This is a genomic window from Paraburkholderia phosphatilytica (assembly GCF_003443895.1).
GTDB lineage: Bacteria > Pseudomonadota > Gammaproteobacteria > Burkholderiales > Burkholderiaceae > Paraburkholderia > Paraburkholderia phosphatilytica.
Genome location: NZ_QQOA01000015.1, coordinates 141,934 through 163,041, shown reverse-complemented (window position 1 = coordinate 163,041; position 21,108 = coordinate 141,934). Strand labels below are relative to the sequence as shown.

18 protein-coding genes and 1 pseudogene are annotated in these 21,108 nt (G+C 65.5%); 5 read left to right on the top strand and 14 right to left on the bottom strand.

Translation table 11 applies throughout. The features are described 5' to 3' along the window. Positions 1 to 5 precede the first annotated feature (5 nt). Positions 6 to 3,197 carry an efflux RND transporter permease subunit gene (locus DVS29_RS18140; protein ID WP_118181855.1) on the bottom strand — a complete coding sequence of 1,064 codons (3,192 nt, stop codon included), beginning with the start codon at positions 3,195 to 3,197 and terminating at the stop codon, positions 6 to 8. Between the two features lie 428 nt (positions 3,198 to 3,625). Here DVS29_RS18140 and DVS29_RS18135 point away from each other — a divergent pair, with 428 nt between their 5' ends. Further along, on the top strand, positions 3,626 to 3,838 hold the full coding sequence (locus tag DVS29_RS18135) for a hypothetical protein (RefSeq protein WP_118181853.1): 213 nt from the start codon (positions 3,626 to 3,628) through the stop codon (positions 3,836 to 3,838). A 93-nt stretch (positions 3,839 to 3,931) separates the two neighbouring features. Next, positions 3,932 to 4,963: a serine/threonine protein kinase gene (locus DVS29_RS18130; RefSeq protein ID WP_118181851.1), complete on the top strand. Its 1,032-nt coding sequence runs from the start codon at positions 3,932 to 3,934 to the stop codon at positions 4,961 to 4,963. Between the two features lie 36 nt (positions 4,964 to 4,999). Here DVS29_RS18130 and DVS29_RS18125 read toward each other — a convergent pair whose 3' ends face one another. The 10 genes and pseudogenes from DVS29_RS18125 to DVS29_RS18080 form a co-directional block, all read right to left on the bottom strand. Next, a complete protein-coding gene (locus tag DVS29_RS18125) occupies positions 5,000 to 6,019 on the bottom strand; it encodes an XdhC family protein (RefSeq protein ID WP_118181850.1) in 1,020 nt (339 codons plus the stop codon). Continuing rightward, positions 5,992 to 6,577, bottom strand: a pseudogene (locus DVS29_RS18120) (CoxG family protein). Before DVS29_RS18120 ends, DVS29_RS18125 begins: the two are co-directional and overlap by 28 nt. Then, entirely contained in the window at positions 6,568 to 7,809 is a 1,242-nt protein-coding gene (locus tag DVS29_RS18115) for a vWA domain-containing protein (protein WP_118181847.1), read from the bottom strand. Before DVS29_RS18115 ends, DVS29_RS18120 begins: the two are co-directional and overlap by 10 nt. Before the next feature lie 7 nt (positions 7,810 to 7,816). Then, positions 7,817 to 8,704, bottom strand: a complete 888-nt coding sequence (locus tag DVS29_RS18110) for an AAA family ATPase (protein ID WP_118181845.1) — start codon at positions 8,702 to 8,704, stop codon at positions 7,817 to 7,819. A gap of 136 nt (positions 8,705 to 8,840) precedes the next feature. Then, positions 8,841 to 9,638: an FAD binding domain-containing protein gene (locus DVS29_RS18105; protein ID WP_118181843.1), complete on the bottom strand. Its 798-nt coding sequence runs from the start codon at positions 9,636 to 9,638 to the stop codon at positions 8,841 to 8,843. A 13-nt stretch (positions 9,639 to 9,651) separates the two neighbouring features. Next, positions 9,652 to 12,039, bottom strand: coding sequence for a xanthine dehydrogenase family protein molybdopterin-binding subunit (locus DVS29_RS18100; RefSeq protein WP_118181842.1), 2,388 nt, complete (start codon positions 12,037 to 12,039; stop codon positions 9,652 to 9,654). A 10-nt stretch (positions 12,040 to 12,049) separates the two neighbouring features. Then, complete coding sequence (locus tag DVS29_RS18095; protein WP_118181841.1) at positions 12,050 to 12,550, bottom strand: (2Fe-2S)-binding protein; 501 nt, start codon at positions 12,548 to 12,550, stop codon at positions 12,050 to 12,052. Between the two features lie 267 nt (positions 12,551 to 12,817). After that, on the bottom strand, positions 12,818 to 14,206 hold the full coding sequence (locus DVS29_RS18090; protein ID WP_118181840.1) for a branched-chain amino acid transporter BcaP: 1,389 nt from the start codon (positions 14,204 to 14,206) through the stop codon (positions 12,818 to 12,820). 141 nt (positions 14,207 to 14,347) lie between these two features. Then, positions 14,348 to 15,004 carry a response regulator transcription factor RqpR gene (gene rqpR, locus DVS29_RS18085; RefSeq protein WP_118181839.1) on the bottom strand — a complete coding sequence of 219 codons (657 nt, stop codon included), beginning with the start codon at positions 15,002 to 15,004 and terminating at the stop codon, positions 14,348 to 14,350. After that, complete coding sequence (locus DVS29_RS18080; protein ID WP_118181838.1) at positions 15,001 to 15,960, bottom strand: sensor histidine kinase; 960 nt, start codon at positions 15,958 to 15,960, stop codon at positions 15,001 to 15,003. Before DVS29_RS18080 ends, rqpR begins: the two co-directional genes overlap by 4 nt. Before the next feature lie 451 nt (positions 15,961 to 16,411). On the opposite strand from DVS29_RS18080, the gene DVS29_RS18075 reads away from it, so the two are divergent. Both DVS29_RS18075 and DVS29_RS18070 read left to right on the top strand, forming a co-directional pair. Beyond that, positions 16,412 to 16,663 (top strand): AbrB/MazE/SpoVT family DNA-binding domain-containing protein, encoded by a 252-nt coding sequence (locus DVS29_RS18075; RefSeq protein ID WP_118181837.1) that lies wholly within the window; start codon positions 16,412 to 16,414, stop codon positions 16,661 to 16,663. After that, positions 16,660 to 17,055, top strand: a complete 396-nt coding sequence (locus DVS29_RS18070; RefSeq protein WP_118181836.1) for a type II toxin-antitoxin system VapC family toxin — start codon at positions 16,660 to 16,662, stop codon at positions 17,053 to 17,055. Before DVS29_RS18075 ends, DVS29_RS18070 begins: the two co-directional genes overlap by 4 nt. Before the next feature lie 127 nt (positions 17,056 to 17,182). Here the strand turns inward: DVS29_RS18070 and DVS29_RS18065 are convergent, their stop codons facing one another. The 3 genes from DVS29_RS18065 to DVS29_RS18055 all read right to left on the bottom strand — a co-directional run bounded on the left by DVS29_RS18065 (position 17,183) and on the right by DVS29_RS18055 (position 19,821). After that, positions 17,183 to 17,953 carry a ferredoxin--NADP reductase gene (locus tag DVS29_RS18065; RefSeq protein WP_118181835.1) on the bottom strand — a complete coding sequence of 257 codons (771 nt, stop codon included), beginning with the start codon at positions 17,951 to 17,953 and terminating at the stop codon, positions 17,183 to 17,185. Positions 17,954 to 18,424: 471 nt separating this feature from the next. Continuing rightward, positions 18,425 to 19,222 carry an endonuclease/exonuclease/phosphatase family protein gene (locus DVS29_RS18060; protein WP_118181876.1) on the bottom strand — a complete coding sequence of 266 codons (798 nt, stop codon included), beginning with the start codon at positions 19,220 to 19,222 and terminating at the stop codon, positions 18,425 to 18,427. Between the two features lie 95 nt (positions 19,223 to 19,317). Continuing rightward, entirely contained in the window at positions 19,318 to 19,821 is a 504-nt protein-coding gene (locus DVS29_RS18055) for a hypothetical protein (RefSeq protein ID WP_118181834.1), read from the bottom strand. Positions 19,822 to 20,083: 262 nt separating this feature from the next. On the opposite strand from DVS29_RS18055, the gene DVS29_RS18050 reads away from it, so the two are divergent. Beyond that, positions 20,084 to 21,061: an AAA family ATPase gene (locus DVS29_RS18050; RefSeq protein ID WP_118181833.1), complete on the top strand. Its 978-nt coding sequence runs from the start codon at positions 20,084 to 20,086 to the stop codon at positions 21,059 to 21,061. The last annotated feature ends 47 nt before the right edge of the window (positions 21,062 to 21,108 follow it).

Here is a 21,108-nt window from a genome sequence, read left to right as displayed (position 1 = left end):
CCGGCTCAAGGCGACTTGTGGACCACGGACTCGGCGGCCTTGCGGCGGCGCTCGGCGAGCCGTGAATAGATCATCGAAAACACGACCGGCACGAACACGAGCGTCGCGAGCGTGCCGACCGCGAGGCCGCCGATCACCGCGCGGCCGAGCGGTGCATTCTGTTCGCCGCCTTCGCCAAGGCCGATCGCCATCGGCACCATGCCGATCACCATTGCGAGCGCGGTCATCAGCACCGGACGGAAGCGCGTGAAGCCCGCTTCGATCGCGGCGCGCACCGCGTCGCCGTGTTCGAGCAGCTGTTCGCGCGCGAAGCTGATCACGAGAATCGAGTTCGCGGTCGCGATGCCGATACACATGATCGCTCCGGTGAGCGCGGGAATGGACAGCGTGGTGTGCGTGAGGAACAGCATCCACACGATGCCGGCGAGCGCGCCAGGCAACGCGGTGATGATGATGAACGGATCGAGCCACGACTGGAAGTTCACGACGATCAGCAGATACACGAGCACGATCGCGAACAGCAGCCCCTCGAAGAGGCCGTTGAACGATTCGTTCATCGTCTGCACCTGACCGCGCACGACGATCGACGAAGCCTTCGGCAACTCGGCTTTCGAATCCGCGATGATCTTGTTGATGTCGTCGGACACGCCGCCCAGGTCGCGGCCGTCCGCGGTGCCGTAGATGTCGATCGTGGTCTGCGCGTTGTAGTGCGTCGCGACCGCGTGACCCGCTTCGCGATGCATCGACGACAGCGAGCCGAGGATGTTGCTGTGGCCGTTCGCAGTCAACGGAATGTTCGCGAGCGACTGCAGCGAATCGATCGTGTACTGCGGTGCTTCGGTCACCACGTTGTAGCTCACGCCGTTCATCGGGTTGAGCCAGAACGTGGGCGTGGTCTGCTGGCTGCCGGACAGCGTGATCAGCAGGTCGCTCGCGATGTCTTTCTGCGTGAAGCCTGCCTGCTGCGCACGCGTGCGGTCCACGTCGATGAAGATGCGCGGCAGGTCCGCTGGCTGCTGGATGCGCGCATCGGCGAGACCCGGCACGCGGCGCAGCTTGTTCAGAAGTTGCGCGGCGAACGCGCGGTTCGCGTCCACGTTGCGCCCGACGATCTGCACGTCGATCGGCGACGGCATGCCGAAGTTGAGCGTCTGGCTCACGATGTCGGCCGGCAGGAACGCGAACTGCACGCCGGGAAACTCGTCGGTGAGCGTGCGGCGCAGTGTGCGGACGTAGTCGGCCGTCGGGTGATGATCTTCGTTCAGCGTGATCAGCACGTCCGCGTCCGAGGTGCCGATCGTGCCGGTGTTGCTGTACGACAGGTTGATACCCGACACCGGCAGGCCGATGTTGTCGATGATCGAATGCAGCTCTTTGGGCGGAATCAGCTGTCGGATCCGCTTGTCCACCCGATCGGTGACCACGGCGGTTTCCTCGACGCGCATGCCGGTCTTCGCGCGCAGATGCAGCGCGATGGTGCCCGCGTCGACGGCCGGAAAGAAGTCACGGCCGAGGAACGGCATCAGCAGCAGCGAAGCGAGACAGCACGCGAGAAACACCGCGACGAACGGACCCGGATGCGCGACACGCTCGGTCAGGAACACGCGATAACGCTCGCGCACCGACGTGAAGCCGCGCTCGAACGCGAGATGCGCGCGCATGAACGGGTTCCGCGACGGCGGCGCGTGCGCTCCGTGATGCAGGTCCTGCGGCCGGTGGTGATAGCGCAGCAGATACTTCGCGAGCGTCGGCACGAGCGTCCGCGAGAAGAAGTATGACGCCAGCATCGCGAACACGACGGCTTCGGCGAGCGGAATGAACAGGTAGTGCGCGACGCCTGTCAGCAGGAACATCGGCACGAACACGATACAGATGGACAGCGTGGAGACGAGCGTCGGAATCGCGATCTGATGCGCGCCGTCCAGAATCGCCTGTTCGAGGTTCTTGCCCTGTTCGAGCTGATGGCTGACGTTCTCGATCGCAACGGTCGCGTCGTCGACGAGAATACCCACCGCGAGCGCGAGCCCGCCCAGCGTCATGATGTTGATCGTCTCGCCGAGCGCGGAGAGCGCGATGATCGACGTGATCATCGACAGCGGGATCGACACCGCGATGATCAAGGTGGCGCGCCAGTTGCCGAGGAACAGCAGGATCATCAGGCCCGTCAGGCACGCGGCGATCAGCGCTTCGCGCAGCACGCCCTGCACCGAAGCGCGCACGAACAGCGACTGGTCCGCCACCGGGTCGATCTTCAGCGACTCGGGCACGAGATTGCGCAGCGCCGGCATCATCTCCTTGATGCGGTTCACAATCTCGAGCGTCGATGTGTTGCCGCTCTTGTTGATCGTCAGCAGCGATGCGCGCTGGCCGTCCACGCGCACGATGTTGGTCTGTGGCACGAAGCCGTCGCGCACGTGCGCGACGTCGCGGATGTAGACGGTGCCGGCCGCCGTGGTCCTGATCGGGATGTTGTTGAGGCCGGCGAGCGTGTCGGGGCTCGCGTTCATCTCGATCGAGTATTCGGTGGAGCCGATCTTCGCGGTGCCTGACGGCAGGATCAGGTTCTGCGCGCTGATCGCGGTGACCACGTCCATCGGCGACAGGTTGTTCTGCTGCAGCTTGCGCGAGTCGATGTCGACCATGATCTGCCGCTGCTTGCCGCCGTACGGCAGCGGCGCGGACGCACCGGGCACGGTGGCGAGCTGCGTCTTCAGGAAGTTATTGCCGAAGTCGAACAGCTCCTGCTCGGTGAGCGACGCCGACGACAGCGACAGCCGCAGGATCGGCACCGTGGACGCGTTGTAGCGCAGGATGAACGGTGGCGTGATGCCAGGCGGCAGCGAGCGCACCTGGGCCTGTGACAGGGCCGTGACCTGCGCGAGCGCTTCGTCGATGTTCGCGTGCGGCTGGAAGAAGATCTTGACGACGGCGACGCCGTTCAGCGAAGTCGATTCGGTGTGCTCGATGTCGTTGACCGCGACGGACAGGCCGCGCTCGTAGTTGAGCACGATGCGCTTTTCCATCTCGTCCGCCGGCAGGCCGGTGTACGTCCAGATCACCGAGAGCACCGGGATGTCGATGTTCGGGAAGATGTCGGTCGGCGTGCGAAGGATCGTCATGGGCCCGACGATCAGCAACAGCAGCGCGAGCACGATGAACGTATACGGGCGCCGTAGCGCGAGACGAACGATCCACATGAATCGGCGCGATGTTCAGCAGAGCAGTTGAAAAAGGGGCCACGGGGCCGGCAATCCTTACCCACGTGTGCCGCGAGGCCGGTGACGCGTCGCGCCGGCGCGACAGGACTATAACCTTTAAGCCTCGGCTGCCGGTACCTTTCGCCGGAATTTCAGGGTTATCGCTGAGAAGCGCTATATCACGACATGTTACAAGGGTCGCCGTCAGACTTTCGTAAGTCTTATCTGGCGAATCGCGCGGAAAGCCCCGTTGTTTTTGTGCTTTTCAATATGGCCTAAAACGTTAACAATGGGATTACGCCGTGTGGATCGCGCTGTCCGGTTCAGGTTCGCGCGGCGGGATCATCGAAGCGCCGCTTTTTCGTGTCACGCTGACCGGTGCATCACTGAGGGTGAATGAACCGGCAGCAGCAGAACGGGGAAATATCATGCAAGTCGGTTCCATTGTCCGCTCCGTGCATATCGCCGTGCCCCAGGGCGCACGCGGCATCGTCATGCGCATTCTTGGGGACATGGCCATGGTGACGTGGTACGTCGGCGAGCCCGGCGCGTCCGCGCAACTGAACACCGAGCCCTTCTTCCTCGAAGACCTGATCGACACGGGCGATTTCGTGCGCCCGGCCAGTGCCCAGGTTCATTGACGCGCGTTGACGTTGCTTCGCTACGGGTGAGCATTCCGCAGCGCTGCGTGGGCCGCGCTCGTCTTTGACGGCGACGCGGCGCACAATGCGGGGATGAACACACCACTCGACGACACCCCGAACGCGGAGGACTCCACCGGCGTTCCCTTCGCGCGGCTCACGCCTGAATGCGTGCTCGACGCGATCGACAGCGTCACAAGCCAGGCCGGCGCGCGCACCGACGGCCGGATGCTGCCGCTCAACAGCTACGAAAATCGCGTCTACCAGGTGGGCATCGAAGATGGCCCGCCGGTCGTCGCGAAGTTCTATCGGCCGGAGCGCTGGAGCGACGAAGCGATCCTCGAAGAGCACGCATTCGTCGCCGAACTCGCGGCACGCGAAATTCCCGCCGTGCCCGCGAAGGCCTATGAAGGCCACACGCTGCACAGCTTCGACGGTTTTCGTTTCGCGATCTTCGAACGCCGCGGCGGCCGCGCGCCCGACCTCGACCGGCGCGATACGCGCGAGTGGCTCGGCCGCTTCATCGGGCGCATTCATGCAGTCGGTGCGACGCATCCGTACCAGCACCGGCCCACGCTCGACATCCAGAGCTTCGGTTATGAACCACGCGAGTTCCTGCTCTCGCAGGACTTCGTGCCCGACGATGTGCGCACCGCCTGGGACGCCGCGGTGAAGCTCGCGCTGGAAGGCGTCGAGCATGCGTTCGAGCGCGCGGGCGAACTGCCGCACGTGCGACTGCATGGCGACTGCCATCCGAGCAACGTACTGTGGACGGATGCCGGTCCGCATTTCGTCGACTTCGACGACAGCCGGATGGGTCCCGCTATCCAGGATTTATGGCTGCTGCTGCCGGGCGAGCGCAACGAGGCGTCGAAAGCGTTGACGGATCTGCTGGCGGGTTATGAGGACTTCTGCGAGTTCGAGCCGCGCGAACTGCATGTGATCGAGGCGCTGCGCACGCTGCGGCTGATTCACTACTCAGCGTGGCTCGCGCGGCGCTGGAACGATCCGGCGTTTCCGGCCGCGTTTCCGTGGTTCAACACGCAGCGCTACTGGGAAGACCGGATTCTCGAACTGCGCGAGCAGATCGGCGCGATGCAGGAAGGGCCGCTGTGGCCGATCTAGTTTCGAACTGGCGCGTCGCGTGACGAAGGTGCCGCGCTACACGCGGCACGCATCTCCGCTCGCCGTGACTTCACGCGCAGCCTTCGCACCTTCCACCTGCAAGAGCGTGGGCAACGACACGCCGTTCTTCGCCGCCGTCACTTCCGCAAGAATCGACACTGCAATCTCCGGTGGCGTCCGGCTGCCGATGTAGATGCCGACGGGTCCATGCAGGCGCGCGAGCTCGGCGTCGTTCAGATCGAACTCCTTCAGCCGTTCGCGCCGCGCCGCGTTGTTGCGGCGCGAGCCTAGCGCGCCGACGTAAAACGCCGGCGTTTTCAGCGCTTCCATCAACGCGAGGTCGTCGAGCTTCGGGTCGTGCGTGAGCGCGATCACCGCGCAGCGCTCGTCGAGCTTCATGTCGAGCACGGTATCGTCGGGCATCGTGCGTACGACCTTCGTGCCGGGGATGTTCCACTCGTCCGTGTATTCTTCGCGCGGGTCGCACACGGTGACCTGATAGTCGAGTCCCACCGCGATCTGGCAGAGGTAGCGCGACAGCTGCCCCGCGCCGATCACGAGCATCCGGTAGCGCGGCCCGTGAATAGTCAACAGGCGCTCGTCGTTGAAGTCGACGCCATCGGTGGCCTGCGCAGGACCGATGCGCGCGCGGCCCGTTTTCATCTCGACCGTACGCGCCACCAGTTCGCCACGCTCTACCGCATCGCAGAGATCGGCGACGCCGCTCGCCTTCGTCAGCGGTTCGAGCACGAGCTGGATCGTGCCACCGCATGGCAGACCGAAACGATGCGCTTCCTCCGCGGTGATGCCGTACTTCACCGCTTCGGGATGCGTCTGCTCGATGCCGCGCTGGCGCACGCGGTCGATCAGGTCGTCTTCGATGCAGCCGCCCGACACCGAGCCGACCACGAGGCCGTCGTCGCGTACCGCGAGCATCGCGCCTTCGGGGCGCGGCGACGACCCCCACGTCTTCACGACGGTAACGAGCAGCACGCGATGCCCTTCGTCGAGCCAGCGCGCGCTGGACTTCAGGACCTCGAGATCCACGCTGTCCATGATGTGACCATTCCTTTGAGCCTGGCCGCGCCGACGATAGGGCCACCGCGCGCGTACCTGATGCTTCGATTATGCGTCATCGTCCGCGGGTGCGTCGGCGGCTTCGTCGGCGCCTTCGCCGGTCACCTGCGCGCTGAAGCGCTTGAAGAACTGGCCCGCGAGTTTCTTCGCCGCGCCGTCGACGAGCCGCGAGCCGATCTGCGCGAGCTTGCCGCCGATCTGCGCGCTCGCCGTGTAGGTGAGCTTCGTCGACGCGTCGCCTTCAGGCTCCAGCACCACGCGCGCGCTGCCCTTGCCGAAGCCTGCGCCGCCGCCCTGGCCTTCGAACACGATCGTGTAGGTGTGCGGCGCATCGACGTCGGTGAGCAGCATGCGTCCCTTGAAGCGCGCCTTCACCGGTCCGACCGACGCGCTCATCGACAGCGCGTATTCGTTCTCGCCTTCGGCTTCGATGTTGTCGCAGCCGGGAATCGACGCGCGCAGGATCGCCGTGTCGTTGAGCGCTTCCCATGCGCGTTGCTGCGGCACGGGCAGCATGTAGCTTTCCGTCAGTTCCATCGCGTGTCTCCTCCAGATGGTGGGTGTCGCGGCGACGCGTGCGGCACGCGCGCGAGCTGCGCGAGATCCTGGCCGAACGCGGCCAGGCATTCGAGGTTGTGAACCGGCCGGTGTGCGTCGACGTGCGGCAGGATCGCCTGCACGCCGCGCGCTTTCGGCGCGAATGCGGTGTAGCGCAACAGCGGGTTGAGCCACACGATGCGATGCGCGAAGCGGTGCAGGCGCGCCATCTCGTGTTCGAGCACGTCGATCGCTTCGTGATCCAGACCGTCGGTGACGAGCAGCACGGTGGCCCGTCCGCCCAGCACGCGACGTGCCCAGCGGCGGTTGAATTCCGCGAGCGCGCCGCCGATGCGCGTGCCGCCCGACCAGTCGACCACCTGCTCGGCGATCGTCGCGATCGCGACATCGGGATCGCGCTCGCGCAGCGCGCGCGTCGCGTTGGTGAGCCGCGTGCCGAACAGGAACACCTGCAGGCGCTCGCGCGATTGCAGTAGCGCGTGGCAGAAGTACAGCACCGCGCGCGAATAGCTGCTCATCGAGCCGGAGATGTCGAGCATCAGCACGAGCGGCGGTTTGCGTTCGACGACCGCGCGGTACTTCCACACGGTCCAGTCGCCGCCCGCGCGCACCGCGTGGCGCGCGCTCGCGCGCAGATCCGCGTGCGTGCCGCGCGACGATGCCTTCATCCGGCGCGTCGGTTCGGTCGCGAGCGGCAGCCGATGTGCGCGGATCAGATGACGCAGCGTGCGCCATTCGTCGGCGGTGAGCGTGTCGAAATCGCGGTGACGCAGGCGCTCTTCCGCGCTGAACGTGACGTTCGCGTGCAGCTCGCGTTGTTCGGTCTGCTGAGCGTTGGGCCGTGCAGCGGCTGAGGGCGGCGGGCGCACCGCCAGCGCGTCGGCGAGACGGTTGTTGCGCTTCGGCGGCGGCAGGCCACCTTGCACCTTCGGCAGCAGCAGCGCGCGCAGCTTGCCTTCCCAGTCGGGTGCGTGCCAGAAGAGGTCGAACGCGGCGTCGAAGAGCGGCCGTTCGTCCGGTGCGAACACGAGCACGGCGGCGAGCGCGGCGCGCACGTCGTCGCGCTGCGACAGATCGATGTAGCGCAATGCATCGAGCGCATCGACCGATTGCGCCGGCGACATCGGCAGCCCGGCGCCGCGCAGCACGCGCACGAAATGCACGACGTTGCGTGCGATCGGCGGGGCGTGGTCGTACGTCGGCGTGCTCATGATCGTGTCACTGCGCTTCGGCGAGACACTGCGCGATGCGGTCGTGATCGAGCCGCGCGAGGTCGTCCTGGTACTTCAGCAGCACGCCGAGCGTGTCCTGCACCGACTGCGGATCGAGCTCCGTCACTGAGAGCGCCGCGAGCGCGCGGCACCAGTCGATCGTCTCGGCGATGCCGGGCGCCTTGAACAGGTCCATCGTGCGCAGCTGGTGTACGAAGCCGACCGCTCGCCGCTGCAGATCGGCCGACGTCTGCGGGGCGCGCGCGGCGACGATCTCGAGTTCGCGTTCGCGATCCGGATAGCCGACCCATTGATAGAGGCAGCGGCGCTTCAACGCGTCGTGCACTTCGCGCGTGCGGTTCGACGTCATCACGACGAGCGGCGCATGCTCGGCACGCACCGTGCCGTACTCGGGAATCGACACCTGGAAATCGGACAGCAGTTCGAGCAGGAACGCTTCGAACGGTTCGTCGGCGCGATCGATCTCGTCGATCAGCAACACGCGCTGCACGCCGGGCTGTTGTTCGTCGGGCAACAACGCTTGCAATAGCGGTCGCTTCAGCAGGAATTCGCTGCGATAGAGCGTGTCGTTGCGCGGCGTTTCGCCCGCCGCTTCCGCGAGACGCAGCGCCATGATCTGTCGTGGGTAGTCCCACTCGTAAAGCGCGCTTGCGGTATCGAGACCTTCGTAGCATTGCAGCCGCAGCATCGACGTGCCGAGCATGCCGGCCGCCGCCTTCGCGAGCTCGGTCTTGCCGACGCCGGGCTCACCTTCGACGAACAGCGGCCGCTCCATCTTCAGCGCGAGAAAGAGCGCAGTCGCAAGTTCGCGGCTGGCGAAATAGCCTTGCGCGTTCAACTGCGCATGGGTTTCGTCGATCGAGGCTGGCTGCATGGCGGATCCTGATCCGGGCGCGGGAGGGTGCGGCGAGGCGGCCCGGATGCACCGGGCCGCCTGCCGTCACCTGATCTTCTCACGTTGTACGTCCGTGGGTCGCATGCGCGCCCACGGACTGGCCCCGTCTGCGCAGCTAGCTGTTCGCCTTCGCGACCGCGCGCGCCGCGAGCACCGGAATCAGATGCGCGCGGTATTCGGCGCTCGCGTGCAGGTCGGTCTGCAGATCGCCGGACGACACCGTCACGCCGCGCGCCGCTTCCGGCGTGAAATTTGCCGATAGCGCCTGCTCCAGTTCAGGCGAGCGGAACACCGACGACGCCGCGCCCGTGATCGCGACGCGCACGCCTTGGCCCGTCTTCGCGACGAACACGCCGACCAGCGCGAAGTGCGAGGCCGGGTTGCGGAATTTCTCGTACGCGGATTTTTCCGCGGCCGGGAATTCGACCGACGTGATCAGCTCGTCGGCTGCGAGCGCGGTCTCGTACATGCCGACGAAGAAATCCTCGGCGGCGATGCGGCGGCGGTCGGTGACGACCGTGCCGTTCAGCGCGAGCACGGCGGCCGGGTAGCACGCGGCGGGATCGTTGTTCGCGAGCGAGCCGCCGATCGTGCCGAGCGCGCGCACCTGACGGTCGCCGATCTGCGACGCGAGGAACGCGAGTCCCGGCAGCGCGCGCGCCACGTCGGCATTCGCGGCGACGTCCGCGTGGCACACAGCCGCGCCGATCGACACCGTCTGTCCGTCGACGCGGATCGCCTTCATCGCCGCAATGCGCGTGACGTCGATCAGCTTCGACGGTTGCGCGAGACGCAAACGCATCGTCGGCAGGAGGCTCTGGCCGCCGGCGAGGAATTTCGCGTCGCTATCCGCCTGCAGTGCCGAGACGGCGTCTTTCGGTTCGGTGGCGCGTTGGTAGTCGAATGAATACATGGTGGCGCCTCCGTTAATGTTGAGCCGACTGGGCTGCATGAATCGCGGACCACACGCGGTGCGGCGTCGCGGGCATCTGCAGGTCAGTCACGCCGAGCGGTGCGAGCGCGTCGAGGATCGCGTTGATCACCGCGGGCGGCGAGCCGATCGCGCCCGCCTCGCCGCAGCCTTTCACGCCGAGCGGATTGTGCGTGCACGGCGTGCCCTTTGCGGTTTCGACGGTGAACGACGGCAGGTCGGACGCGTGCGGCATCGCGTAGTCCATGTACGAGCCGGACAGCAGCTGGCCGGTCTCGTTGTCGTACACGCAGCGCTCCAGCATCGCCTGGCCGATGCCCTGGCCGAGCCCGCCATGCACCTGGCCTTCGACGATCATCGGGTTGATCACGTTGCCGAAGTCGTCGACGGCGGTGAAGCGCTCGATGCGCGTCTCGCCGGTATCGACGTCGACTTCCACTTCGCAGAGGTACGCGCCGGCCGGATACGTGAAGTTGGTCGGGTCGTAGAACGCGCTTTCGTCGAGGCCCGGTTCGAGCTTGTCGAGCGGATAGTTGTGCGGCACGTACGCGGCGAGCGACACGTCGACGAAGGTCTTCGTGCGGTCGGTGCCGGCCACGCGGAATACGCCGTCCTTGAACTCGATGTCGTCCGCCGACGCTTCGAGCAGATGCGCGGCGATCTTCTTCGCCTTCGACTCGATCTTGTCGAGCGCTTTCATGATTGCCGAGCCGCCCACCGCGATCGAACGTGAGCCATACGTGCCCATGCCGAACGGAATGCGGCCGGTGTCGCCGTGCACGATCTCGACGTTTTCGAGCGGAATGCCGAGACGGTCCGCGACCACCTGCGCGAACGTGGTTTCGTGTCCCTGACCGTGGCTATGCGAGCCGGTGAACACGGTGACCGAGCCCGTCGGATGCACGCGAATTTCGCCGGCTTCGAAGAGGCCCGCCCGCGCGCCGAGCGCGCCCGCGATGTTCGACGGCGCGAGGCCGCATGCCTCGATGTAGCACGAGTAGCCGAGGCCGCGCCGCTTGCCGTTCTTTTCCGATTCCGCGCGACGTGCCGCGAAGCCTTCGACGTCCGCGAGCTGCAATGCGCGGGAGAGGCACGCTTCGTAGTCGCCGGTGTCGTAGGTGAGGCCGACCGGCGTCGCGTACGGGAACGCCTTGATGAAGTTGCGACGGCGAATTTCCGCCGGATCGAGCTTCATCTCGCGCGCGGCGGTTTCGACGAGCCGCTCGACCACATAGGTCGCTTCCGGCCGCCCGGCGCCGCGATACGCATCGACGGGTACCGTGTTCGTGAACACCGCTTTCACTTCGGCGTAGATCGCGGGCGTCGTGTACTGGCCGGCGAGCAGCGTCGCGTACAGGATAGTCGGCACGCTGGACGCGAAGGTCGACAGATACGCGCCCATGTTCGCGATCGTATGCACGCGCATCGCGAGGAACTTGCCGTCGGCGTCCATCGCGAGTTCGGCCTTCGTCACGTGATCGCGACCGTGCGCGTCGGAGAGGAACGCCTCGGAGCGCTCGGCGGTCCACTTGATCGGCCGGCGCACTTTCTTCGACGCCCACGTGAGCGCGACGTCTTCCGCGTACAGGAAGATCTTCGAGCCGAAGCCGCCGCCCACGTCCGGCGCGACCACGCGCACCTTCGATTCCGGCAGCGCCAGCACGAACGCGGCCATCAGCAGGCGCTCGACGTGCGGGTTCTGGTTCGCGACGTAGACCGTGTAGCTGTCGTCGTGCGGCGAGTACGACGCGTTCACGGCGCGCGGCTCGATCGCGTTCGGCACGAGGCGGTTGTTCACGATGTCGAGCGTCGTCACGTGCGCGGCTTTCGCGAACGCGGCATCGGTCGCGGCCTTGTCGCCGTGGCCCCACGTGTAGCAGGTGTTGTCGGGCACGTCGTCGTGCACCGCGGCCTGGCCGGCGTCCGCGGCATGCGCGGTATCGACGACGGCGGGCAGCTCGTCGTAGTCGACCTCGATCAGCTCGGCGGCGTCTTTCGCCTCTTTCACCGATTCGGCGATCACGATCGCGACCTGGTCGCCGACGTGGCGCACCTTCGTATGCGCGATCACCGGATGCGCCGGCTCCTTCATCGGCGTGCCGTCGATGCTGTGGATCAGCCAGCCGCACGGCAGGCCGCCGACGTTGTCCGCCTGCACGTCCGCGCCGGTGAAGATCGCGACGACGCCGGGCGACTGCTTCGCCGCGCTCGTGTCGACGCGCTTGATGCGCGCATGCGCGTGCGACGAGCGCACGAACACGGCATAGGTCTGCTGGGGCATCACGACGTCGTCGGTGTACTGGCCGGCGCCGGTGAGGAAACGGAAGTCTTCCTTGCGCTTGACCGGCGCGCCGATCATGCGATGGTTGTCGGGTGCGTTCATCGTCGTCTCCTCAGGCGGTGGCCGTGGTTCTGGATGCCGCGCCGGCCTTCATGCCTTCGGCGCCGGCGAGCACTGCCTTGACGATGTTGTGATAGCCCGTACAGCGGCACAGGTTGCCGTCGAGCTGTTCGCGCACCTCGGCTTCGGTGAGGTTGGGGCAGTTCGCCGCAAGCGCGGTCCCGGCCATCACCATGCCGGGCGTGCAGAAGCCGCATTGCAGGCCGTGGCATTCGCGGAACGCGGCCTGCATCGGGTGCAGTTCGCCGTTCTTCGCGAGGCCTTCGATCGTCGTCACGTCGGCGCCTTCCGCCTGGACCGCGAGGATGTTGCACGACTTGATCGCGCGGCCGTCCAGGTGCACGGTGCACGCGCCGCACTGCGCGGTGTCGCAGCCGACGTGCGTGCCGGTCAGATGCAGCTGCTCCCGCAGGAACTGGACTAGCAAGGTGTGAGGTTCGACGCTGGCGGTCACGGGATTGCCGTTGACCGTCAGACGGATGCTGATCGCCATGAACTGTCTCCAATGGATGAGACCCGCTCCGGCCCGGAGTCACTACCTGCCGCTACCTGCTATGAGGGTCGGGGTTGGTCGGTGAGGACTTTTATGGTTCTAGCGAAAAGTAAAGCACAAAACAGGGGCGGCGTTTATGGATTTTTTCCCTGCCCGGCCCGGTTCGATTCAAGGTTCTTCTTTGTGGGGTCCGGAATCTTGCGTTCGTTGTTGTGCGTGCTGCGTCGCCGGTGAGGGCGGCGCAGCAGAATCAAACGCGAGTCACGCTCAGTTCGCGAGCAGCGACCTGCGGCGCGAATAGCCGAAGTACACGACGAGCCCGATCACGAGCCACACCACGAACGCGATCCACGTCGTGCGCTGCAGGTTGAGCATCAGGAACACGCACGACGCAACGGCCAGCAGCGGCACGACCGGCACGCCCGGGCAGCGGAACGCGCGCGGCAGATGCGGGTGCGTTCGGCGCAGGATCAGCACGGCGACCGACACCATCGAGAACGCCGCGAGCGTGCCGATGTTGATCAGCTCCGCGAGCACGTTGAGCGGCACGAGCGCACCGATCAGCCCGAAGAAGATGCCGACGAGCCACGTGGTCAGGAACGGCGTCGCAAAGCGCGGATGCACGCGCGACAGTGCGCCCGGCAAGAGCCCGTCGCGCGACATCGCGAAGATCACGCGCGTCTGGCCGTAGCTCATCACGAGGATCACGGTCAGCATGCCGAGCACCGCGCCCAGATCGATGAAGCCCGCCACCCACTTCTGTCCGGCCACCTGCAGCGCGTACGACACCGGGTGCGAGATGTTCGCGAACTGCGCGGACGGCACGATGCCGGTCACGACGGCGGCCACCACCACGTACAGGATCGCGCAGACGATCAGCGACGCGATGATGCCGATCGGCAGGTCGCGCTTCGGGTTCTTCACCTCTTCGGCGGCGGACGACACGGAGTCGAAGCCGATGAACGCGAAGAACATCACCGCGGCCGCGCCGAACACGCCGTTCCAGCCGTTCGGCATGAACGGATGCCAGTTCGCCGGGTTCACGTGGAAGACGCCGACCGCGATCACCAGCAGCACCACGGTGACCTTGATCGCGACCATCACGTTGTTGATGCGCGTCGATTCCCGCACGCCGACCGACAGCAGCGCGGTGATTGCCATCATCACGAGGAACGCGGGCAGGTTGAAGAGCGTCTCGTGACCGGGCACTGCGCCGGGCGCAGCGGTGAGGGCGTCCGGCAGCGACACGCCGAAGCCCGCCAGCAGCGACTGCAGATAGCCCGACCAGCCGACCGACACCGCCGACGTGGCGAGTCCGTATTCCAGCATCAGATCCCAGCCGATGATCCACGCGGCCAGTTCGCCGAGCGTCGCGTAGGAGTAGGTGTAGATCGAGCCGGCGACGGGAATCGTCGACGCGAACTCCGCGTAGGCGAGCGCGGCGAAACAGCAGGCGATCGCCGCGACCACGAACGACAGCATCAGCGCCGGGCCGGCCTGCACGGCGCCCGTGCCGGTGAGCACGAAGATGCCGGTGCCGATGATGGCGCCGATGCCGAGAAAGGTGAGATCCAGCGCGCCGAGCGCTTTCTTCAAGCCAGCCTGTTGCGCGCCGGCCAGCATGTGCTCGACGTTTTTCTTGCGGAAAAGGGACATGTGCGGTGAGTCTTCTCTTGGGCGCGGCTTGCGGCGGCGCCTTGGTCAGGGAAAACCCGCGAGTTTAGCGGATGCGCGCGCCGCGCCTGGCCGGCGGGGGCAAAACGACGCATCGGAGGGATGGAGGGGAAGGCGCGCCGCTCAGGCGGTCATCACCGGATTCAGGTCGACGAGCCGGTTGCTCATCACATAGAAGGTGAGCTCGGCGTTGTTCTTGAGCTTCATCTTTTCGAGCAGACGCGTGCGGTACACGCTGACCGTCTTCACCGACAGCGACAGCGTCTCCGCGATGTCGGTCAGCCGCTTGCCGGACGCGAGCATGCACAGCGTCTGGTACTCGCGGTCGGAGAGCTTTTCGTGCGGAAGCTGCTCGCCGTCGAACGACACGTAGTCGGCGAGCGCCTCGGCCATCGCCGGACTCACGTACTTGCGGCCGGCCGCGACCTGCTGGATCGCGCCCGTCATCTGCGCCGCGTCGACCGTCTTCGACAGATAGCCCGCCGCGCCTGCCTTCAGCGCACGCACCGCGTACTGGTCCTCGCGATACATCGAGAACATCAGCACCGGCATGCGCGGCGACTTGCGCTTGATGCGCTTCAGCACTTCGACGCCGTTCATGTCGGGCAGCGAGATGTCGAGCAGCACGACGTCGAACGGTTCGTTCGACACGCTCATCAGCGCGGCGCTGCCGGTATCGGTTTCCACCACGTGCCGCGCGATCCCGCGATCGAGCAGCAACTGCCGTACGCCCTGGCGCACGACGATGTGATCGTCGACGAGGAGGATGCGCAGGCTCATGAACCCTTCGTGCTGGTCTGCTTGCGCGATGTACGGGGCGCACGCGATGCGCGCGACGTGACGCGCGGCGCGTCGGCTTCGACGCGCGCGAGCAGTGCGCGCCATGCGAAGCTCGCGCGGACCGTGGTGCCTGCGGTGCCGGTCTTGCTGCCACGTGACTTGCGTTCACCCGGCTTCGCGAGGTCGATCTGGAACGTGCCGTCGAAGGCTTCGCAGCGCGCCCGCATCCCGCCGATGCCGAACTGGCCGCTGCGGCGGCGTTCGGTGGCGCCGATGCCGTCGTCCTTGACGATCAGCGTGAGGAACTCGTCGTCGTGTTCGATCGCGATGTCAGCGGCCGATGCCCTCGCGTGCTTCGCGACGTTGTTCAGCGCCTCCTGCGCGACGCGAAACACGGCCAGCGCGGACTCCGCGGGCAGCCGGGCGAGGCGCCGGTCGGCAGCGGTGGTGAGGCTCACGCGCAGCCCGGTGCGGCTCGCGAATTCGCGGGTCCAGCGCGACAGCGCGTTGACGAGGCCGCGCTCGAGCGTCGGGCCATGCAGATCGGCGACGATGCGGCGCGTCGTCTCGCAGACGGCCTGGAGCGAGCGCTGCGCGGCGGCGAGCGCGTCGACGCACTGTGGCGGCGCGTCGGCGGGCAGCCAGGTGTCGATGCCGGCAAGCGAGAAATGCGCACCGGTCAGCTCCGCGCCGGCGCTGTCGTGCAGCTCGCGCGCGATGTGGCGGTGCGCGGCTTCCTGCGCGCTGACGAGCGCCGCGGCGAGCGCGCGCACGCGTTCACGCAGTTCGGCGACTTCGACAGGATCGGGGGATTCGGTGGACAGCGCGGCGGCCGACACTTTCGCGGCGGCGCGGACTTCGACGAGCGGATCGAACGACGGTGGCAGCGCCTCGCCGGCTTCGGGCGATAACGAAACAGCATGCAGGTTGACCGGAACGACGATCGACGTATCCATGACTCTCCCTCTCAGGAAGCGGCTCTGACTGCGAGCCCGGTGCGCGTCGATGGCGCGAATGCAAAAAGCATCATGCGATTTTCTGGCCTGACAAGCTGGACCGTCGCCTACTGCCGCGACGGATGTTTTCGCTACGAAAGACGTAACGAAATTTACAATTGGTTACATGCAGGGCGCGATGCGGATGTGAATGTTAATTCCATACGCATTGCGCCGCGATCATATCTTAAAAAAAGAAAAATTGCAGTTTCTTCAATACTTAGCGTGCACATTTGAAGCAAATCATCATGAGAACAATGTGACAAACGCGCTCGCATGTCGGAAAAATCCGACAGTTCGGGGTAACCCTGGCGTCGGAATTTGTAACCCACCTGGTCCCTTCTGGTCTGCAGTCTTGGAGGTAATGCATATTTGCATTACAATTTAGCCATTGATCAATGGAGGTAGCGACATGAGCACGCTAACCGTCACCGCGCGGGGCCAGGTGACATTTCGGAAAGAGGTACTGCAGCACCTCGGTATCAAGCCTGGCGAGAAGGTCGAACTGGACCTGTTACCCGATGGCCGGGCCGAATTGAAGGCCGCCCGGTCGACCGGAACGATCGACGGCTTTCTCGGCTTGCTTGCGGGCAAGACCAGAAAGGTCGCAACCATCGAGGAAATGAACGACGCCGCCGCCGCAGGTTGGGCAGGTGAGGAATGAAGGTCACCGTCGATACGAATGTGCTGGTTCGCGGTGTCGTGCGGGACGATGAGGCGCAAGCGCGTGCTGCGGACAAAGTACTGAAAGAGGCTTCGCTGATTGCGGTTTCGTTGCCGTGCCTGTGCGAGTTCATCTGGGTGCTGCGCAGGGTCTACAGCTTTGGCACCGTCGACATTGCCGCGGCAATCCGCGCGTTGATCGCCACGGACAAAGTCGTCATGAACCGCCCGGCAGTCGAGGCTGGCCTCGCGATTCTCGAAGCCGGCGGAGATTTTGCGGACGGCGTCATCGCGTATGACGGCACCTGGCTAGGCGCGGAAACTTTCGTGTCCTTCGACAGGAAAGCGGTCTCGCTACTGACGAAGCAGGGACAGGCCGCACGCATGCCTTGACGGCTGGGCGCAACGGCAGCCCGCCTGGACCGTTGGCGATGCTCGAATCAACAAATAAAAAAACCGAAGCCCTCACGAGCTCCGGTTTTCCTGATTCCGCCAGCGGCGCACCCAGGCGCCGCAAAAATCAGCCGACGAACGCCTTTTCGATCACGTAGTGACCCGGCTTGTTGTTGCTGCCTTCCTGGAAGCCCATGCTGTCCAGCAGTTCGCGCGTGTCGCGCAGCATGTGCGGGCTGCCGCAGAGCATCACGCGGTCGTTTTCCAGCGAGAAGTGCGGCAGGTCGAGGTCTTCGAACAGCTTCTTCGTCTCGATCAGGTCGGTGATGCGGCCGCGGTTCGCGAACGCTTCACGGGTGACTGTCGGGTAGTAGACCAGCTTTTCCTGAATCAGCTCGCCCAGATGCTCGTGCGCCGGCAGATGGTCGGTGATGTATTCCTTGTACGCGAGCTCGTCGACGAAACGGCAGGTGTGCGTCAGCACGACTCGCTCGTAGCGGTCGTACACGTCCGGATCTTTAATGATCGACATGAACGGCGCGAGGCCCGTGCCGGTGGAGAGCAGCCACAGCGTCTTGCCGGGCAGCAGGTTGTCGGCCATCAGCGTGCCGGTCGGCTTCTTGCCGATCAGCACCTGGTCGCCCACCTTCAGGTGCTGCAGCCGCGACGTCAGCGGGCCGTCCTGCACCTTGATGCTCAGGAATTCGAGGTTCTCTTCGTAGTTCGCGCTCGCCATGCTGTAGGCGCGGATCAGCGGCTTGCCCTCGACTTCGAGGCCGACCATCGTGAACTGGCCGTTTTCGAAGCGGAACGCCGCGTCGCGCGTGCAGGTGAAGCTGAAAAGCGTGTCGGTCCAGTGATGGACGCTCAGGACGGTTTGTGGATTCAGGTTGCTCATGATTCCTGGATGGTGCGAAAACAGTGCGGCCAGACGAACGTGTCGGCGGGCGCGAAAAGCGCGAGACGGCGAAAATACTCGGCCCGCGGAAACGGCACGCAAAAACACACGGAAAGCGGCGAAGCAGCGCAAATAACACGGCAAGACGATGCGCAATCCGCTATTTTACCGCGCCTGCTGCCGGAGGGTGGCGGCGCGGGTTCGGACACGCCGGGGTGGCGTTGCGTGTCTCGCGGTGTCGAAGCACTGGAGTGAAGCGCTACGGTGCCGCCTACGGCCAGCGGACCGGGATCGCACGTGCGTCAGCGATCCGGACGACGGACCGTCGATGATACTTGAAGTTTCGGGATGGGGCCGATTAGCCGCGCGTCGCGGCGGGGCTTTTGCAGCGTGGATTTTGCGCGCGGTAGCAGGACGAAGGCTCACTGAAGCGCTGAATTCGACGCTCGAACTGCGAAACGCCGCACCGGCTCAGGCAATCCGCAGCCGCGCGATATACGGCAGATGATCGGACAGCCACGCGGTTTCCTGCGCCGGCTGGATCCGCTCGACCGGCTTCATGCCGCGCACGAACATCTTGTCCAGCGCGAGCGCGGGCGAGAACGCGGGAAACGTGCGCGCCGGCTCGCCGAGCAGCGTCGCCACTTCCTGCATGTCGTGCTCGCCGAAGAGGGGCACCGAGTCGTTGCGCCAGTCGTTGAAGTCGCCCGCCAGCACGAGCGGGCCCTCGGGCGCTTCCTTCGCGATCCAGTGGGCGATCCACTCCATCTGGCGCAGCCGCGCCTGGCGCGTCAACGCGAGATGCGCGCACAGCAGCGTGACCGACTGGCCAGCGAAGGTTGCGCGCGCCACCAGCAGACCGCGTCGCTCGAAGCGGTGTGCCGAAATGTCCCAGCGGCCGCCGAGGTCGAGCGGATGCGGCGACAGGATCGCGTTGCCATGCCGCCAGGACGGCTTGAACACGTTCGGGCCGAGCGCGATCTGCAACTGCAGCGAGCGAGCGATCTCGGTCGCCTGGCAGTGCCAGACGTCTTCGAGCGGATCGCCGAGCTGCGCGCCGAAGGTGGACGACAGCACCGGCGCCGGCATGCGCCGCGCCATCGCTTCCTGCAGGAAATACGCGTCCGCGTGCGTGGACTGAACCCAGCGCTGCATCGCCTGCCACGCCTGAAAACCGAGCGGCGAGCGGCCTTTGTGAAGATTCCAGCTGACCGCGATGAAATCGCGGTCAGGCGCGGTATCGGCTACCGCTTGTTCGAGATTTCGCATGCCACGATCCACGTCGTGCGGTGTCAAGGTGCGGCGCTCGTCATGCAGCTTGCGATTGCGCATCACGAGCGCTTTCGCACGCGTCAGGTGCGTTTTCACGGCTGGCTCACGAGATGGGCACGCACGCGGTAGACGAGCTGTGGGTTCTTGTCGACGATCGTCCAGCTGTTCCACTCGTCGCCGTTCAGCACCATGCCGGGGTGGCTCGCGCTCACCTGGCGCGGCTGCGGCGGCAGCTTGCAGCCTTCGATGGTGATCGGATGGCTGTCGTCTTCGAGCGTTTCCTGCGCTTCGATCGCGAGCGTGACGTGATTCGGGTCCGCGTTGAGCGGCGAGACCGTCAGCGTGCGCGACAGGTCGATGCTGCCGGCCGGTTCATTCTTGCAGCCGACATCGTGCGTGACCGGATGGTGGTGCGTATCGGTGCGCGCCTGGCCGACGGTGGTCGTCGCGCTGAACGAGTCGACCATCTGACCGTCGCGCATCACGTCGATCTGCCACTGTACGGCCTGCTGGGCGGGCACCTGAGCGAGCGTCGGAGCGGACTGCGCGATCAGCGTGGCGCCGAGCAGCACGCCGACGAAACTGGTTTTCCACATTGGGTGGCATCTCCAGAAAAGACTGCGCCGTCGGGTACGTTGAACCGCGAACGGCGGAGGTTTATCTTACGCGCCTCGCCTGGGCGCTGCCTTTTCTGACCGCGAATGCGGGGCCAGGTTCAGCGCAGACGCCAACCCGTCCGTGTTAGCAGCAGAGCCTTGCGGCTGCTGGCTTGCGTGCGATCTGTGCGTCGTTACACTGAAACCGGAGCAGCTTTCACGAGAAGCTGCAACGGGCAGGACCGACAAAACGGGGTGAGCGATGACAACAGCCATGGTGAAACAGGAAATCGCGGTGGCATCGTTCAGCAAGGTCTACGATCTCGACCACGTCGAGACCGCGCTGAACGAACTCGGCGATGGCGCGAACGAAGCACTGCGCGCAACTTACGAAAAAATGATCCGGGTCGGCAATCTGCGCTTCTGCGTGAAGCCGAACCGCATGCCGTCGATCAACGACCTGATCGGCACCCTCCCCAACTTTGCCGAGCCGCTCGACGATGTCCGCAAGCAGGTCGCGCTCTGCCTCGAAACCGACGACCGTCTCGAACTGATGCCGATCCTGCTGCTCGGCGACCCCGGCATCGGCAAGACGCACTTCGCGAAGCAGTTGGCGCGCCTGCTCGGCACCGCGTATCAGTACGTCGCGATGAGCTCGCTGACGGCGGGCTGGATCCTGTCGGGCGCGTCGTCGCAATGGAAGAACGCGAAACCGGGCAAGGTGTTCGAGGCGCTCGTGAACGGCAGTTACGCGAACCCGGTGATCACCGTCGACGAGATCGACAAGGCCACCGGCGACTCGCAATACGATCCGCTCGGCGCGCTCTACGCGCTGCTCGAACACGACACCGCGCAAGGCTTCATCGACGAGTTCGCCGAGATTCCGATCAACGCGGGTCACGTGATCTGGATCGCGACCGCGAACGATGCCGCCGCGATCCCCGAGCCGATCCTGAACCGGATGAACGTCTACGAGATTCCCGCGCCCGACCGCGAGGGCGCGCGCCGCATCGCGCAGGCGATCTATCACGAGATCCGCACCGCGCACGGCTGGGGCTCGCGCTTCCCCGAGCAGATCGGCGATGCCACGCTCGACGTGCTCGCCGCCGGTTCGCCGCGCGAGATGCGGCGGGCGATCCTGAATGGCTTCGGCAGCGCGCGGATCGCGAGCCGCGACCAGATCGAGCCGCAGGATATCCGGCTCGATCACGGCACCCGCCGCAAGCCGATCGGATTCTGAGCTTTTTGCAGAATCCGGGCGATTTTTGGCCTGTTTCGCGCATTAAA